Origin of the sequence: Methylocella sp., assembly GCF_041905455.1 — a bacterium.
In the GTDB taxonomy this organism is placed as follows: Bacteria; Pseudomonadota; Alphaproteobacteria; order Rhizobiales; family Beijerinckiaceae; genus Methylocapsa.
In genome coordinates this window covers 20,092-36,497 of sequence record NZ_JAYRLA010000010.1, presented here as the reverse complement: position 1 = coordinate 36,497, position 16,406 = coordinate 20,092, and the positions used below count along the sequence as shown (strand labels likewise).

Annotated in this window: 10 protein-coding genes and 1 riboswitch; of the genes, 7 read left to right on the top strand and 3 right to left on the bottom strand. The window is 68.8% G+C overall.

All coding sequences use genetic code 11. From position 1 onward, the window contains the following. The first annotated feature begins 22 nt into the window (after positions 1-22). From ACE3OG_RS10130 to greB, 6 genes are all read left to right on the top strand, one after another. Positions 23-3,130: a multidrug efflux RND transporter permease subunit gene (locus ACE3OG_RS10130; protein ID WP_374308196.1), complete on the top strand. Its 3,108-nt coding sequence runs from the start codon at positions 23-25 to the stop codon at positions 3,128-3,130. Next, positions 3,127-6,396 carry an efflux RND transporter permease subunit gene (locus ACE3OG_RS10125; RefSeq protein WP_374308193.1) on the top strand — a complete coding sequence of 1,090 codons (3,270 nt, stop codon included), beginning with the start codon at positions 3,127-3,129 and terminating at the stop codon, positions 6,394-6,396. Before ACE3OG_RS10130 ends, ACE3OG_RS10125 begins: the two co-directional genes overlap by 4 nt. Before the next feature lie 77 nt (positions 6,397-6,473). After that, complete coding sequence (locus tag ACE3OG_RS10120) at positions 6,474-6,659, top strand: hypothetical protein (RefSeq protein ID WP_374308191.1); 186 nt, start codon at positions 6,474-6,476, stop codon at positions 6,657-6,659. Between the two features lie 211 nt (positions 6,660-6,870). Continuing rightward, positions 6,871-7,875: an acetyl-CoA carboxylase carboxyltransferase subunit alpha gene (locus ACE3OG_RS10115; protein ID WP_374308190.1), complete on the top strand. Its 1,005-nt coding sequence runs from the start codon at positions 6,871-6,873 to the stop codon at positions 7,873-7,875. A gap of 577 nt (positions 7,876-8,452) precedes the next feature. Further along, entirely contained in the window at positions 8,453-9,676 is a 1,224-nt protein-coding gene (locus tag ACE3OG_RS10110) for a L,D-transpeptidase family protein (RefSeq protein WP_374308188.1), read from the top strand. A 61-nt stretch (positions 9,677-9,737) separates the two neighbouring features. Continuing rightward, positions 9,738-10,283 carry a transcription elongation factor GreB gene (gene greB, locus ACE3OG_RS10105; protein WP_374308186.1) on the top strand — a complete coding sequence of 182 codons (546 nt, stop codon included), beginning with the start codon at positions 9,738-9,740 and terminating at the stop codon, positions 10,281-10,283. Between the two features lie 113 nt (positions 10,284-10,396). After that, a riboswitch (cobalamin riboswitch) is annotated at positions 10,397-10,589 on the top strand. A 180-nt stretch (positions 10,590-10,769) separates the two neighbouring features. Here greB and ACE3OG_RS10100 read toward each other — a convergent pair. Then, entirely contained in the window at positions 10,770-12,386 is a 1,617-nt protein-coding gene (locus tag ACE3OG_RS10100) for a fumarate hydratase (RefSeq protein WP_374308184.1), read from the bottom strand. A gap of 180 nt (positions 12,387-12,566) precedes the next feature. On the opposite strand from ACE3OG_RS10100, the gene ACE3OG_RS10095 reads away from it, so the two are divergent. After that, a complete protein-coding gene (locus ACE3OG_RS10095; protein ID WP_374308182.1) occupies positions 12,567-13,565 on the top strand; it encodes a glucokinase in 999 nt (332 codons plus the stop codon). Between the two features lie 9 nt (positions 13,566-13,574). On the opposite strand, the gene ACE3OG_RS10090 is transcribed toward ACE3OG_RS10095, so the two are convergent. Continuing rightward, positions 13,575-14,033 carry a PTS sugar transporter subunit IIA gene (locus ACE3OG_RS10090; protein ID WP_374308180.1) on the bottom strand — a complete coding sequence of 153 codons (459 nt, stop codon included), beginning with the start codon at positions 14,031-14,033 and terminating at the stop codon, positions 13,575-13,577. Positions 14,034-14,592: 559 nt separating this feature from the next. Beyond that, positions 14,593-16,176, bottom strand: a complete 1,584-nt coding sequence (rpoN, locus tag ACE3OG_RS10085; RefSeq protein ID WP_374308178.1) for an RNA polymerase factor sigma-54 — start codon at positions 16,174-16,176, stop codon at positions 14,593-14,595. Between the last annotated feature and the right edge of the window lie 230 nt (positions 16,177-16,406).

Here is a 16,406-nt window from a genome sequence, read left to right as displayed (position 1 = left end):
CGCCGACGCGGAGAACGCTCCCTTGAATCCGTCGCGGCTTTTCATCCTGCGCCCGGTGGCGACGACGCTGCTGATGGCGGCGATCCTCATCGCCGGCGCGGTCGCCTACCGCTTCCTGCCGGTCGCGGCGCTGCCGGAGGTCGACTATCCGACCATCGAGGTGCGCACCTTCCTGCCCGGCGCGAGCCCCGAGGTGATGACCTCTTCGGTGACCGCGCCGCTCGAGCGCCAGCTCGGCCAGATGCCGGGCCTCAACCAGATGACCTCGGCGAGCTCGGCGGGCGCTTCGGTCATCACCCTCCAGTTCAACCTCGACCTGTCGCTCGACGTCGCCGAGCAGCAGGTGCAGGCGGCGATCAACGCGTCGAGCAGCCTTCTGCCCGCCGACCTGCCGGCGCCGCCGATCTACTCCAAGGTCAACCCCGCCGACGCGCCGATCCTCACCCTCGCCGTCACGTCGAAGAGCCTGTCGCTGATCGACCTGCAGGACGTGACGCAGACGCGCATCGCGCAGAAGATCGCGCAGCTTCCGGGGGTCGGCCAGGTGAGCGTCGCCGGCGGCCAGCGGCCGGCGATCCGCGTGCAGTTCAACCCGCGCGCGCTCGCCGCCTACGGGCTCAACATCGACGACCTGCGCACCATCATTGGCAACGCCAACGTCAATTCGCCCAAGGGCGGATTCGACGGGCCGGCGCAGTCCGCGACCATCACCGCCAACGACCAGCTGTCGACCCTCGCCGATTTCCGCCAGATCGTCGTCGCCTACCGCGACGGCGCGCCGGTGCGGCTGTCCGACGTCGGGCAAGTCGTGCGCGGGCCGGAGAACACGCAGCTGCGGGCCTGGGCCGACGGCGAGCCGGCGATCATCGTCAACGTGCGCCGCCAGCCCGGCGCCAACGTCATCTCCGTCGCCGACTCCGTGCGCGCCCTGCTCCCGACGCTGCGCGCGAGCCTGCCGGCGGCGCTCGACATCAAGATCCTCTCCGACCGCACGACGACGATCAGGGCTTCCGTCGCCGACGTGCAGTTCGAGCTCGGCCTCGCCGTCGCGCTGGTGGTGGCGGTGATCTTCATTTTCCTGCGCAACCTGCCGGCGACATTGATCCCCAGCCTTTCCGTGCCGGTCTCGCTCGTCGGCGCGCTGGCGGCGATGTATCTGCTCGGCTTCAGCCTCGACAACCTTTCCCTGATGGCGCTCGTGATCTCGACCGGCTTCGTCGTCGACGACGCGATCGTGATGATCGAGAACATCGCCCGCTACGTCGAGGACGGCGAGGAGCCGCTGGAGGCGGCGCTCAAGGGCTCGGGACAGATCGGCTTCACCATCATTTCGCTGACGGTCTCGCTCATCGCCGTGCTGATCCCGCTCCTGTTCATGGGCGACGTGATCGGCCGGCTGTTCCATGAGTTCGCGGTGACGCTCGCCGTCACCATCGTCATCTCCGCGGCGGTGTCGCTGACCCTCGTGCCGATGATGTGCGCGCGGCTCATCCGCCTGCGCCCGCGCGCGCGGCGCGCCCGGCTCGACCTCTTCGCCGAGCGCGCCTTCGACGCCGTGGTGTCGGGCTACGGCCGCACCCTGCGCGTCGTGCTGCGCCACCAGCCGCTGACGCTCGCGCTCGCGATCGGCGTGCTCGCCCTCACCGTCGCGCTTTACGCCGCGATCCCGAAAGGCTTCTTCCCGACGCAGGATTCAGGGCTGATCCAGGGCGTGTCCCAGGGGCCGCAAGGCATATCGTTCGAAGGCATGGCGCAGCTGCAGACCCGCCTCGCCGAGCTTATCGCGCAGGACGAGGCGGTCGAGAGCGTCAGCTCGTTCATCGGCGTCGACGGCGACAATTCGACGCTCAACAGCGGCCGCTTCCTCATCAACCTCAAACCGCGCGCGCAGCGCGCCGGCTCGCGCGAGATCATCGCGCGGCTTCAGGCCGAGGCCGCGCGCATCCCCGGCGCGCAGCTCTTCCTGCAGCCGGTGCAGGACCTCACGGTCGATTCGACGATCGGCCGCGCCCAGTACAGCTTCATCCTGCAGGACGCCGACCCGGACCAGCTCGCCCGGTGGCTCCCCCGCCTCGTCGAGAAGCTGAGGGAGAAGCCGGCGCTCGCCGACGTCGACAGCGACGAGCAGGCGAAAGGCCGGGCGATCGACCTCGTCGTCGACCGCGCCAGCGCCGCGCGCTTCGGCGTGACGCTGGCGAGCGTCAACAACGCGCTCTACGACGCGTTCGGGCAGCGCATCGTCTCGACCATCTTCACCCAAGCGAACCAGTACCGTGTGATCCTCGAGGTCGACCCGAAGCTGCAGCGCGGGCTCGCCGACCTCTCGGCGATCTATCTGCCCTCCTCCGCCGCGGCCAACGCGCAGACGCCGCTCTCCGCGGTGGCGCATTTCGAGGAGACCGAGAAGCCGCTTCTCGTCACCCATCTCAACCAGTTCCCCGCGGCGTCGATCTCCTTCAACACGGCGCCCGGACGCTCGCTCGGCGAGGCGCTGGCCGCCGTCGACGAGGCGCAGGCCGAGCTCGACATGCCGCGCGGCCTGCGCGTGTCGATGCAGGGCGCCGCGGCGGCCTTCGGCTCATCGTCGACGAACGAGCTCTACCTCATCGTCGCCGCGATCGTGACGATGTACATCGTCCTCGGCGCGCTCTACGAGAGCTTCATCCATCCGATCACCATCCTCTCGACCCTGCCGTCCGCGGCGGTCGGCGCGCTGGTCGGCCTGATGATCGGCGGCTACGACCTCGACGTCGTGGCGGTGATCGGCATCATCCTGCTGATCGGCATCGTCAAGAAGAACGCGATCATGATGATCGACTTCGCGCTCGAGGCGGAGCGCGAGCGCGGCCTCGATCCGCAGAGCGCGATCTTCGAAGCCTGCATGCTGCGTTTCCGGCCGATCCTGATGACGACGCTCGCCGCGCTGTTCGGCGCCCTGCCCCTCATGCTCGGCCAGGGCGTCGGCTCGGAGCTGCGCCAGCCGCTCGGCGTCGCGATCGTCGGCGGCCTTCTCGTCAGCCAGCTGCTCACGCTCTACACGACGCCGGTGATCTACCTCTACTTCGACCGGCTCGCCGTGCGCCTGCGCGGACGCGCCGCCCCCGAGCCCTACGTCGGGCCGGCGCAGTGAACATCTCGGCGCCCTTCATCCGGCGCCCGGTGGCGACGACGCTGGTCGCCCTCGGCGTGGCGCTCGCCGGGATTCTCGGCTTCCTCAACCTGCCGGTGGCGCCGCTGCCGCGGGTCGATTTCCCGACCATCATGGTGCAGGCGACGCTGCCCGGAGCCAATCCCGACACGATCGCCGCGACGGTGGCGAGCCCGCTCGAGCGCACGCTCGGCCAGATCGCCTCGGTCACCGAGATGACCTCGAAAAGCTCGATCGGGCAGACTTCGGTCACGCTGCAGTTCGACCTCTCCCGCGACATCGACGGCGCCTCGCGCGACGTGCAGGCGGCGATCGTCGCCGCGCGCGCCGACCTGCCGTCGAGCCTGCGGTCCAATCCGACCTACCGCAAGGTGAACCCGGCCGACGCGCCGATCCTCATCCTCGGGCTCACCTCGAAGACGCGCACGCCCGGCCAGCTCTACGACGCGGCCTCCAACATCCTGCAGCAGCGCCTGTCGCAGATCGACGGCATCGGCCAGGTCACGCTCGCCGGCTCGACGCTTCCGGCGGTGCGCGTCGAGATCAATCCCAACGCCCTGTCGAAATACGGCGTCGGGCTCGAGAACGTGCGCGCGGCGGTCGCCGCCGCCAACGCCAACAGCCCCAAGGGCGCGCTCGGCGGCGACGCGCGCAACCTGCAAATCTACACGAACGACCAGGCGCTCGTCGCCGCCGAGTACAAGTCGCTCGTCGTCGCCTGGCGCGACGGCGCGCCGGTGCGCCTCACCGACGTCGCCGAAGTGGTCGATTCGGTCGAAGATCTGCGCAATGAGGGCTTCGTCAACGGCGAGAGCGGCGTCATCGTGCTGATCAACGCCCAGCCGGGCGCGAACATCATCCGCGTGACCGACGCGGTGAAGGCCGAGCTGCCGTATCTGCGCGCCTCGCTGCCGGCCGACGTCGACATGATCATGGCGGGCGACCGAAGCACCACGATCCGCGCGAGCGTCGCCGACACCGAACGCACGCTGACCTTTTCGATCGTCCTCGTCACCCTCATCGTCTTCCTGTTCCTTCGCGACCTGCGCGCCGCCGCGGTGCCGGCGATCGTGACGCCGCTGTCCATCGTCGGCTCGTTCGGCGCAATGTATCTCGCCGGCTTCAGCCTCAACATCCTGTCGCTGATGGCGCTCACCGTCGCCACCGGCTTCGTCGTCGACGACGCCGTCGTCGTGCTCGAGAACATCAAGCGCCGGATCGAGGAGGGCGAGAGCCCGCGCGCGGCCGCCTTCGCAGGCGCCCGCGAGGTCGGCTTCACGGTGATCTCGATCAGCGTCTCGCTCGTCGCCGTTTTCATTCCGATCATGTTCATGGGCGGCATCGTCGGCCGCCTGTTCCGCGAATTCGCGCTGACGCTGACCTTCGCCATCGCCATCTCGCTGGTTCTTTCCCTGACGCTGACGCCGATGATGTGCGCGCTCATCCTGAAGGCGCGTCCGCGCGAGGCGCGCCCGCCCCGCTTCGATCCGTTCGCGGCGCTGGCGCGCGGCTACGCCCGCTCCCTCGCCTTCGCCCTGCGGCATGGCGGAGCGGTGATGCTGATCCTGTTCGCCGTGGTGTGCCTCAACGTCTGCCTGTTCACGGCGGTCCCCAAGGGGTTTTTCCCGCAGGTCGACGCCGGCCGGATCATCGGCTTCATCCAGGCCGACCAGAGCACCTCCTTCCAGGCGATGCGCGAGAAGTCGCGCCGGCTGTTCGAGATCGTGCAGGCCGACCCGGCCGTCGAGTCGGTCATCGGCGTCACCGGCGGCGGCGAGACCAACACCGGCCGGACGTTCGTCGCGCTGAAGCCGCTCGCGCAGCGCGACGCGAGCGCGCAGGAGGTCATCGACCGGCTTCGTCCGAAGATCGCGACGGTGCCCGGGGTCACGCTGTTCATGTTCCCCGCGCAGGACCTGCGCATGGGCGGGCGCATGGCCAACGCCCAGTTCCAGTACACGCTGCAGGGCGACGACGCGGCCGCGATCTACGCCTTCACGCCGAAGCTCGTCGACGCCCTGCGGGAAAGCCCGCTGCTGACGGACGTCAACGCCGACCAGCTGCAGGCCGGCCTCGCCGCGAAGGTGGTGATCGACCGCGACGCGGCGGCCCGCTTCGGGCTCGACATGAACGTGATCGCGCAGACCCTCTACGACGCCTTCGGCCAGCGGCAGGTCTCGACGATCTATTCTGCGGTCAACCAGTACCGTGTGGTGATGGAGGTCGCGCCGCAATACTGGCAGGATCCCGAGATCCTGAAGAGCCTTTACGTCAGCCCGGCGGGAGCGGCCGCCGGCGGCGCGGCGACGACCAACCTGCCGTCGGGAACGGTCGTCACGCGCGCGAACTCGTCCTCGACCCAGGCGGAAGACGCGGCGCGCGACGCGGCGACCAACGCCATCGCCGCCAAGGGCTCGTCCTCGGCCTCGGCGGCCGGGGCGGTCGCCACCACCAACGAGCTCATGATCCCGCTGTCGGCGATCGCCAGCTTCGAGCCGAGCAAAACGTCGCTCAACGTGAACCATCAGGGGCTTTTCGTCGCGAGCACGATCTCCTTCAATCTGCCGCCGGGCGTCTCGCTCGACCAGGCGCTCGCGGAGGTGAACCGGACGGCCGCGCGCATCGGCATGCCCTCGACGATCCGCGGCGTGGCGCAGGGCACGGCGAAGGCCTTCCAGGATTCGCTCGCCAACCAGGGCTTGCTGATCCTCGCCGCCCTGGCGACCGTCTACATCGTGCTCGGCATGCTCTACGAGAGCTTCGTGCATCCGATCACCATCCTTTCGACCCTGCCGTCGGCGGGCGTCGGGGCGGTGCTGGCGCTGATGGGCTTCGGCCTCGAATTCTCGGTGATCGCGATGATCGGGGTGATCCTGCTCATCGGCATCGTCAAGAAGAACGCGATCATGATGATCGACTTCGCGCTCGTCGCCGAGCGCGAGCGCGGCCTTTCCCCGCGCGAGGCGATCTTCGAGGCCTGCCGCCTGCGCTTCCGGCCGATCATGATGACGACGGCGGCGGCCATCCTCGGCGCCGTGCCGCTGGCCCTGAGCCAAGGCGACGGGGCGGAGCTGCGCCACCCGCTCGGCGTCGCCATCGTCGGCGGGCTTATCGTCAGCCAGCTGCTCACGCTCTACACGACGCCGGTGCTCTACCTCTACATGGACGGCTTCCGCCTCGCCGCCAAGGCGCGCTTCGCCCGCGCCTTCCCGAGGTTCTCGGGCCTGCGCGAGAGGCGCGCAGGATAGGCGTCGGCGTCACGGCGAAGCTCGACGAGCGCAAGCGCACGGCCACCCTGATCAAATCCGTCAAGCAGCCCGAGCGGTTGATCGCGCCCTCGCAAGGCGACGCCCAGACGATCGCGAGCGGCCATCTCGTCGTCGGCCGGGGCTCGCAGCCCTATTTCTCGGAATTCAACGCGGTGGGCCATCTTCTGTTCAACGCGCAGTTTGCAGCCGGCGTGAACACCTACCGCGTCTATCCGTCATCATGGCGGCCCGGCCAGGATTGATCCGCCCCTCGCTCCTTCGAGGGCGCGCGAACTCCGTCCAGGCATGACCCGCCTTGCGAGCGCAAACGCTCGCGAGGCGGGTTCAGGCGTCGCGCGATCACGGTCTTTTCCGCAAGGGCGTCCGGAGAGCGGGCGCGATTTTAAGCCGTTTCTTGACTTGGGCAGGCAAAATCGCCAGTTTCCGCGCTTTCCGGCGTCCAACCCGCAGATCATGACCTTCCCCGTCTCCGCAAACGACTCCGCCGCGCCGCGCGCGCCCGCGACGAGAAGCTATCTCGACTTCGAAAAGCCCGTCGCCGAGCTCGAAGCGAAGGTGCAGGAATTGCGCGCGCTCGCCGTGAACGGCGACGCGGTGCAGATCAACGAAGAGCTCGCCCGCCTCGAAGGCAAGTCTGAGAAGGCGCTCGCGGACATTTACGCGGCCCTGACGCCCTGGCAGAAGACGCAGGTCGCGCGCCACCCGCAGCGTCCGCATTTCGTCGACTATGTGAAGGGCCTCGTCACCGACTTCGAGCCCCTTTCGGGCGACCGCCATTTCGGCGAGGACGCCGCCCTCGTGTGCGGGCTCGGCTGGTTCCGCGGCTACGCCGTCTGCGTCATGGGCCAGGAGAAGGGCGCCGACACCGCCTCGCGCATCAAGCACAATTTCGGCATGGCGCGGCCGGAGGGCTACCGCAAGGCGGTGCGGCTGATGCAGCTCGCCGACCGCTTCAATCTGCCGGTCGTCTCCTTCGTCGACACGCCGGGCGCGTTTCCCGGCGTCGACGCCGAGGAGCGCGGCCAGGCGGAGGCGATCGCCCGCGCCACCGAGGCCTCGCTGGCGCTGGGCGTCCCGAACGTCGCGGCGATCGTCGGCGAGGGCGGCTCGGGCGGCGCCGTCGCCATCGCCACCTGCAATCGCGTCGTGATGCTGGAGCATGCGATCTACACCGTCGCCTCGCCGGAGGCCTCCGCCTCGATCCTGTGGCGCGACGCCGCCAAGGCCGAGGACGCGGCGACGACGATGAAGATCACCGCCCAGGACCTCCTGCGCTTCGGCGTCGTCGACGCCGTCGTCCCCGAGCCGGTGGGCGGCGCCCACCGCGACCCGGCCGCCGCCGTGCGCAGCGTCGGCGACGCGGTGCAACGGGCGCTCCAGGACCTGCTGCCGCTATCGCACGCGCAGATTCGCGAGGCGCGCGCCGACAAGTTTCTGGCCATGGGCCGCACGCTCTGACCCGACGCCCCCGCGCCTGAAGTCCGGTTCGAGCCCTTCCCTCGACGCGAGCGAGCGCCGCCGCCGGCTGTTGCCGAAGCGCCACGGCGCGGCGATTTCGCCTGAGGCGCGGCGCAACGTCTCACCCGACGCCAAGTCGAGCGGCGGCGTGGGACAAGTTTCGCGCAAGTCGAGCGAAGGCCCGATGGGAATCGCGCGACGACGAACAGTCGTGAATTCCGGCGCAAGCTCCGGTCTTGCGGGCCCGCCGCGCCTTGCGCCAAGCTCTCCGCGCCCTGCGGCCGGCGGCCCGGCCGCGCCTCAATCCCGCCGCTTTGGCGATCGAATGTCCGCGCGCGCCGCGTTCGGCGAAGATTTCGAGTCTTTCCAAGTCGATCCCGGCCGCCTCATCGCGCCCGGCGTCCCGCTTCGATTGCGGACGGGCGGTTCGCGCGCTGACGATTACTGGCGATTTTAATGATCTGTTTACCTATTTGCTTAAAATTGTCGCGTCTTGACTGTCTTGCCATCAAGAAGACGCGGCTGTAGATTGCTGTAAAGTTAAGAAGCCGGGCTTGGTTTAACGCGCGAGACGTCCATGAGGTTAAGCCACATCTCCTCCCTTCGGGTCGGCCTCCTTTCCATGTCCGCGGTCGCCGCCCTCGGCGTCGCCGGATGCGAGGGGCCGGGCGCGGACGACGTCAGCGCCAGGGCGAACGCGCCGATCTCGAAGGAGACGCTCGCCCTGATGCAGGAGAAGGGCACGAGCCCGAGCGCCCCCGTCCTCATCCGCACTTACAAGAAGGAGGCGGAGTTCGAGGTCTGGAAGATGAAGTCGGACGGACGCTACGCGCTCCTCAAGACCTATCCGATCTGCCGTTGGTCCGGCCAGCTCGGGCCCAAGGCGCGCGAGGGCGACCGGCAGGTTCCCGAAGGCTTCTATTCCGTGACGCCGGCGCAGATGAAGCCGAACTCGGCCTATTACCTCGCCTTCAACGTCGGCTACCCCAACGCCTACGACCGCGCGCTCGGCCATGACGGCGGCTCGATCATGGTGCATGGCGTGTGCTCGTCGCGCGGCTGCTTCTCCATGACCGACGACCAGATGCGCGAGATCTACGCCGTCGTGCGCGAGAGCTTCGCCGGCGGCCAGCGCGACCTGCAGCTGCAGTCCTATCCGTTCCACATGACCGCCGAGAACATGGCGAAATACCGCGCCGACCCGAACATCGCCTTCTGGCGCCAGCTCAAGGACGGCTCGGACAATTTCGAGACGACGAAGAAGGAGGTCGCCGTCGCCGCCTGCGGCGGGCGCTACGTCTTCAACGCGACGCCCGTGGACGGACGCTTCGACGCCTATAGCCCCTGCCCGCAGTTCCGCCAGAATGAGGAGGCGCGCTCGCTCGTCGCCGCCAAGCAGGCCGAGGATGACGCGAAGATCGCCGAGCTCACGGCGCAAGGCGTCAAACCCATCCGCACCATCTACGCCGACGGCGGACAGCATCCGAAGTTCGCGGCGCTCGCCGTCGCGTCGAGCCGTCCGGACACGCTGGCCATGGCGCCGACCGACGTGCCCGTCGAGGAGAAGCGCGTCAGGGTCGCGCTCGACGACAAGAAGGGCAAGAGCCGCGTTTCGCCGGTCGCGCAGATGGCGACCGCCGCGCCGGCCAGGGCCGCCGACGCCGAACCGATGATCGGCGTCGCGGCGCCGGCGGGCGAGGTCAAGCCCACCCCTTTGACCGGATGGTTCGGCGGACTGAAGCCGGCCGAGGGCGCGATCTCCGTCGCCGCCAAGCAGTCGGCGCAGCAGGTGGCGCAATAATAATCGCTCCTGCGCCCGCGCCGCCGCTTGACGAGGCGCGGCGCTCGCCCATCTCGCCCTCATGAGCAAGGCTTTCACCCGCGAGAGCGACGCCGACGACCTCGACGACGAGATCGAGGCGCCCGCCTCGCCCGTCGGCGCGAAGAATTACATCACGCCAGACGGCTATTGTCGGCTGCAGGCCGAGTTCGACGCGCTGATGCGCGACGAGCGGCCGAAAGTCGTCGAGACGGTCGCATGGGCCGCCGGCAACGGCGACCGCTCCGAGAACGGCGACTACATCTACGGCAAGCGCCGCCTGCGCGAGATCGACCGGCGCGTGCGTTTCCTGCGCAAGCGCATGGAGGCGGCCGAGATCGTCGACCCCGCCCGCCAGACCAACCGCTCCAGAATCTTCTTCGGCGCCACGGTCGACTACGCCGCGGCCGACGGCGAGGAGAAGCGCCTGCGCATCGTCGGCGTCGACGAGGCGCGCTCAGAGCTTGGCGAGGTGAGCTGGCTCTCCCCCATCGCCCAGGCTCTGCTCAAGGCCGAGGAAGGCGACGAGGTCGAGGTGCGCACGCCCAGGGGCGTCGAGCGGATCGAGGTGCTCAAGATCAGCTATTGAGCGGGCGCGGCGTCGATGCGGACCGGCGCGCGGCTTGGGCGCCACAGCAGGCGCCGTTCGCGTCGTCGGCCTTCGTCGAAAGCGCGACGCGCATTGACCGCAATATTTTTCGGCGCCGCGGTCAAATGGATGGCTCCCCTTCGGGGATGAAAAGGAACTCCGGTGCGGCCGCTTGCGCCAAGGCCGGGGCCGCCCCCGCAACTGTAAGCGGCGAGCCGCGCGCCATGACGCCGCTGGGCAACCGGGAAGGCGGCGCAAGACGAAGACCCGCGAGCCAGGAGACCCGCCATCGACCGTGGTCACGCACGGGCGCGTCGGGCGGGGTGTCGCGATGGAAGCTGGCCTGACCGCCTGACGGCGTCGGTTCGCTTTGGCTCGCAGTGACGCGCCACGTCGTCGCGGGCCTCATGATCGTCAATCGCCTCGGCGCCGCGGATCGCGCTCGCCCGTTGAGAGGAGCGCCGGTCGCCCGGCGCCGCCCGGCTCTCACCCGAGATTGAGCGTCTTGAAGAAATCCTCGCCCTTGTCGTCGACGACGATGAAGGCGGGGAAATTCTCGACCTCGATGCGCCAGACCGCCTCCATGCCGAGCTCGGGATATTCGAGCGTCTCGACCTTCCTGATGCAGTCCTGCGCGAGGCGCGCCGCCGCGCCGCCGATCGAGCCGAGATAGAAGCCGCCGTGCCTGGCGCAGGCCGCGCGCACGGCCGGCGAGCGGTTGCCCTTGGCGAGCATCACCATCGAGCCGCCGGCCGCCTGAAACTGCTCGACGTAGGAATCCATGCGTCCCGCCGTGGTCGGGCCGAAGGAGCCCGACGCCGCGCCCTGCGGCGTCTTGGCGGGGCCGGCGTAATAGACCGGATGGTTCCTGAAATAGTCCGGCATCGGCTCGCCGCGCTCCAGCCGCTCGCGAATCTTGGCGTGGGCGAGGTCGCGCGCGACGATCATCGGGCCGGTCAGCGAGAGCCGCGTCCTGATCGGATATTTCGACAGCGTCGCGAGGATTTCCGGCATCGGCCGAGTGAGGTCGATCTCAACCACCTGCCCGCCGAGCGCGTCGCCGTCGACGGCCGGCAGGAAGCGCGCCGGATCGTGCTCCAGCTCCTCGAGGAAGACGCCGTGGCGGTTGATCTCGCCGAGCGCCTGCCGGTCGGCCGAGCAGGAGACGCCGATGCCGATGGGCAGCGAAGCGCCATGGCGCGGCAGCCGCACGACGCGCACGTCGTGGCAGAAATACTTGCCGCCGAACTGCGCGCCGACGCCCGAGGCCTGCGTCATAGCGAGGATTTCCGCCTCCATCTCGAGGTCGCGGAACGCGTGGCCGTCGTCGCCGCCCTGCGTCGGCAGCTTGTCGAGGTAGTGGGTCGAGGCGAGCTTGACCGTCTTGAGGTTGATCTCCGCCGAGGTGCCGCCGACGACCACGGCGAGATGGTAGGGCGGACAGGCGGCGGTGCCGAGCGTCAGGATCTTCTCGGCGATGAAAGCTTTCAGCCGGTCGGGCGTCAGCAGCGAGGGCGTGCCCTGGAACAGGAACGTCTTGTTGGCCGAGCCGCCGCCCTTGGCGATGAACAGGAATTTGTAGGAGTCCTCGCCCTCGGCGAAGATGTCGATCTGCGCCGGCAGGTTGGTCTTCGTGTTCACCTCGTCGAACATGGTGAGCGGGGCGAGCTGCGAATAGCGCAGGTTCTTCTTCTCGTAGGCGTCTCTGATCCCTTCGGCGAGCGCGCTCGCGTCGTCGCCGTCGGTGAAGATGAAACGCCCCTTCTTGCCCATGACGATCGCCGTGCCGGTGTCCTGGCACATCGGCAGCACGCCGCCGGCGGCGATGTTGGCGTTCTTCAGGAGGTCGTAGGCGACGAACTTGTCATTGTCGCTGGCCTCCTTGTCGTCGAGGATCTTCGCGAGCTGGGCGAGATGGGCGGGGCGCAGCAGGTGATTGACGTCGATCATCGCCGCCTCGGCGAGCGCCCGCATCGCCTCCCGCTTGACGACGACGAACTCATGCGGCCCGAAACGCTCCACGCTCACGCCGCCGCAGTCGAGCTTGCGGAACGGAGTCTCGTCCTTGCGGAGCGGAAAAGGCGGATGATATTGAAACGTCATGAGGAAAGCCTCGTGTTTGGAGCTCGCCCTATTTTAAGTCAGGCGCGCGCGAAGGTCAGCGCTTTCCAAGTCCTCTACGACATCTTTACGAGCTTCGACATAAGCGCGAGCCTTGGAACCTGCGCGGCGCTCGAGGTTTAACCGGAAGCCTCCGCCCGCGCGCAGGAGAAGGAGCCGCCCTTGGATTTTCCGTTTCCGCTCGTCCTGTGCGACATCGGCGGCACCAACGCGCGCTTCGCGCTGAAGTCCGCGCCCGACGCGCCCCTCCTGCCCGGGCCTCCCGTCAAGACGGCGGATTATGGAACCTTCGAGGCGGCGCTCGCGGCCGCCGTCGCCGCCTTCGGCGCCAGGCCCCGCTCGGTCATCGCCTGCGCCGCCGGCCCCGTCGAGGGCCGCTCCGTCAAGCTCACCAACGCCGGCTGGAGCGTCGACGGCGAGGCGGTCGCACGCGAACTCGCGCTCGACCAGGGGCTGCTGCTGAATGATTTCGAGGCGCAGGCGCTGTCGCTGCCGGCGCTACGCGAGGACTGGACGAAGCCGGTCGGCGCCTCCCCGCCCCACGCGCGCGGGACGCGACTCGTGATCGGCGTCGGCACCGGGCTCGGCGCCGCGGCGCTCGTCGAGGTGGAAGGCCGCTGGCTCGCCTTGCCGACGGAGGCCGGCCATGTCGATTTCGCGCCCGTCGGCGTGGACGAGGCGGCGATCTGGCCGCATCTGTCGATCGGCGCGCTCGGCCGGATCAGCGCGGAGACGGTGCTCTCGGGTTCGGGGATAGCGCGCCTGCACCAGGCGCGCTGCGCCGCGCTGGGCCACGGGCCCTCCCCGCTCGACGAGATCGGGGTGGTCGCCGAAGCTCTGGCGACGCCGGGCGGAGAGGCGGCGCGCACGCTCGCCATGTTCTGGAGCCTCGTCGCGCGCTGCGCCGGCGATCTCGCCCTCGATTTCCTCGCCAAGGGCGGCGTCGTCTTCTCGGGCGGCGTCCTGCCGAAGATCGCGCCTTTCCTCGACGAGACGAAGTTCCGCGCGCGCTTCGAGGACAAGGCGCCGTTCGGCGAGTTGATGACGACGATCGCGACGAGGCTCGTCGTCGCCGGCGACGTGGCGCTGCCGGGAATGGCGGCGATCGCCGTCGCGCCGTCCGCCTACGTCATCGACTATGCGGCGCGCGCCTGGCGATGACGCCGGCGGTCACGCGGCGTGCGAGGTCGTCTCCTCATTCAACACGGCGTAGAGCGCGTCGCGGTCATGCGCCGCGCGCAGCTTGGTCTTGACGGCCGGGTCGCGCAGCATGCGCGCGAGGCGGGCGAGCGCCTTGAGATGGTCGGCGCCGGCCGTCTCCGGCGCGATGAGCGCGAAGATCAGGTCGACCGGCTCGTTGTCGATCGATTCGAACTCGATCGGCCGCGCGGCGCGCGCGAACAGGGCGAACATGCCGCTGGCGCGCGCGAGCTTGGCGTGGGGAATGGCGACGCCCTCGCCCGTTCCCGTCGAGCCGAGCCGCTCGCGCTGCAGGAGCGCGTCATAGATCTCGCGCGCGGAGAGGCCGGTCAGGAACGCGGCTCTCTCGCTAATCTCCTGCAACGCCTGCTTCTTTCCGGCCGCCTTCAAGGCCGGGATGATCGCTTCGGACGAGATCAAACTGCTCAATTGCTTTGTCCAGACTGCGCCCGGCCGCTCATGCGCGCCTTCGGCGTGAAAATTGTCGGGCGGCCGTCGTTCATCCGCGTGGGCCGCGGCGGCGCCTCCCGACGCCCCGACGAGGGCTCCGGCGGGCGCGCGAGCTCGAACCTGCATCGCTGCGGAAGATGGCCCGTCCAAGGCCGATTTGAAGAGACGCTCTGTCGCAGCCCCGCCTCGCGCATGCGTCCGGCCGAAACCTGAAGCCGGCGCGCGAATCGCAGACGCGCGCCGCCGTCGCGATGGCGCATGTTCACCGCCAGTCTCCTCCCCACGCCGTCACCGGCGCGCTGTTTTCCGCAGGGTTAAGCGGCGGCGCCGGCGAAGTCAAGGCCGCCCGACGCGCGCTCAGGAGACCGCAAGCTGAACATTGCTCACCGCCGCAGCGGAACAGCGAGCGCCGCGAATCGAGATGGACGCATTAGAAGACAAAAAGCTGTTTGACCTATTCTAATCAGGGAGGCGTCGTCGCATCCTGCAGTTGCGCTGAATTCTTGAAACGCGCGGCGCTGTGCGGCGCCGGCGCGATTCAATACATTTGCGCCATATGCGCCTTCTCGCGCCGCCGCTCGACCGATGAGCGGATCTTAAGGCTTTCGCGATATTTGGCGACCGTCCTGCGGGCGATGTCGATATTGATTTCCTTGAGCCTCGCCACGATGGCGTCGTCGGACAGGATGTCGTCGGGGCGCTCCTGGTCGATCATGTGGCGGATGCGGAAGCGCACCGACTCGGCGGAATGGGCGTCGCCGCCGTCGTTCGAGGCGATCGAGGCCGTGAAGAAATACTTGAGCTCGAACAGGCCGCGCGGCGTCGACATATATTTGTTCGAGGTCACGCGCGAGACTGTCGATTCGTGCATGCCGATCGCCTCGGCGATGGTCTTCAGGTTGAGCGGGCGAAGATGCTCGACGCCGTGGCGGAAGAAGCCGTCCTGCTGGCGCACGATCTCGCTCGACACCCTGAGGATCGTCTTGGCCCTCTGTTCGAGGCTCTTGGTCAGCCAGTTCGCGGTCTGCAGGCACGACGACATGAAGCTCTTGTCGACGTCGGCGCCTTGCGCCTTGCCGACCCGCGCGGCGTAGCTGTTGTTGACGAGGACGCGCGGCAGCACGTCCGTATTGAGCTCGACGTGCCAGGTCGCGCCGGGCGCCGCGCGCACGATCACGTCCGGGACAAGGGGCTGGACCGCGCCGCCGCCGAAGGCGCGGCCGGGCTTTGGATCGAGACGCCGGATTTCCGCGGCCATGTCGGCGAGGTCTTCGTCGTCGACGCCGCAGATCCTGCGCAGCGCGGCGAAGTCGCGCCTGGCGAGCAACGGAAGGTTGGCGACGAGCGCCTGCATCGCCGGATCGAAGCGGTCCTTCTCGCGCAGCTGGATGGCGAGGCACTCGGCGAGGTCGCGCGCGCCGACGCCGGACGGCTCGAAGGTCTGGATCACGGCGAGCGACCGTTCGACGCGCGCGAGCGGCGCCTTCAGCCGCGCCGCCATGTCCGCGAGGTCGTCGACGAAATAGCCGGCGTCGTCGACCGAATCGATGATCGCGAGGCCGATCAGGCGATCGACGGGATCGGCGACGGCGAGGCTCAGCTGCGCCTCGAGGTGATCCTTGAGATTGGTCGGGGCCGCGGCGTAGGCTTCGAGATTGGGCGCCTCGCCGTCGGCGGGACCGCCGGCCGAGCCTGTCCAGGAGGTCGCGGAAAGTCCGGCCGCCGCCTCGCTGAAGCCGGCGCCAGGCTCGAGCGCCGGCGCCGACCGGTCGTCGTCGAAAGCGTTGGCGAGCTCAGTGCCGAGGCTCGCCTCGAGCGCGCCGCAGTCGACGGCGAGAGCGCTGGAGCTCCAGTCCGCCTCGTCCGCCTCGTTGAAGCTGCGCCCGAGAAGATCCTCGGGGCCTGCGGGGTCTGACAGCGGAAAATCCATGTCCGCCGACGCGAGCGGCGCCTCCGGAACGTCGTCGCCGCGCTCAAGCAGAGGATTGCGCTCGAGCTCCTCCTCGACGAAGGCGGTGAGCTCCATGTTGGAGAATTGCAGAAGCTTGATCGCCTGCAGCAGCTGCGGAGTCATCACCAGGGACTGTCCCTGACGCATCACGAGCTTCGCGCTGAGAGCCATGCGGAGAAGACCTTTAGCGACGCCGGGCGGAACGGCCCGTTTCTTGCTTGGTGATTATTGACGCCTTCGTCAGCTTGGCAAGAGGATAATTCTCGCAGTCGGCGCACGCCCGCGTGAAACTTCGTCGCACGCTCGAAGGCGCGCCTTCCCTCACGGAAAACGCAGGTCCGCGACGCAAGCGGACGCGCTGCGTAAATTGGCGGCGCCCCGCCCAAGACGCGGTCGGCCGC

Coding starts and splice junctions, on each gene's coding strand:
- greB (WP_374308186.1), top strand. CDS start 9,738: ATGAGCAAGGCTTTCACCCGCGAGAGCGACGCCGACGACCTCGACGAC.
- rpoN (WP_374308178.1), bottom strand. CDS start 16,176: ATGGCTCTCAGCGCGAAGCTCGTGATGCGTCAGGGACAGTCCCTGGTG.
- ACE3OG_RS10100 (WP_374308184.1), bottom strand. CDS start 12,386: ATGACGTTTCAATATCATCCGCCTTTTCCGCTCCGCAAGGACGAGACT.
- ACE3OG_RS10110 (WP_374308188.1), top strand. CDS start 8,453: ATGAGGTTAAGCCACATCTCCTCCCTTCGGGTCGGCCTCCTTTCCATG.
- ACE3OG_RS10115 (WP_374308190.1), top strand. CDS start 6,871: ATGACCTTCCCCGTCTCCGCAAACGACTCCGCCGCGCCGCGCGCGCCC.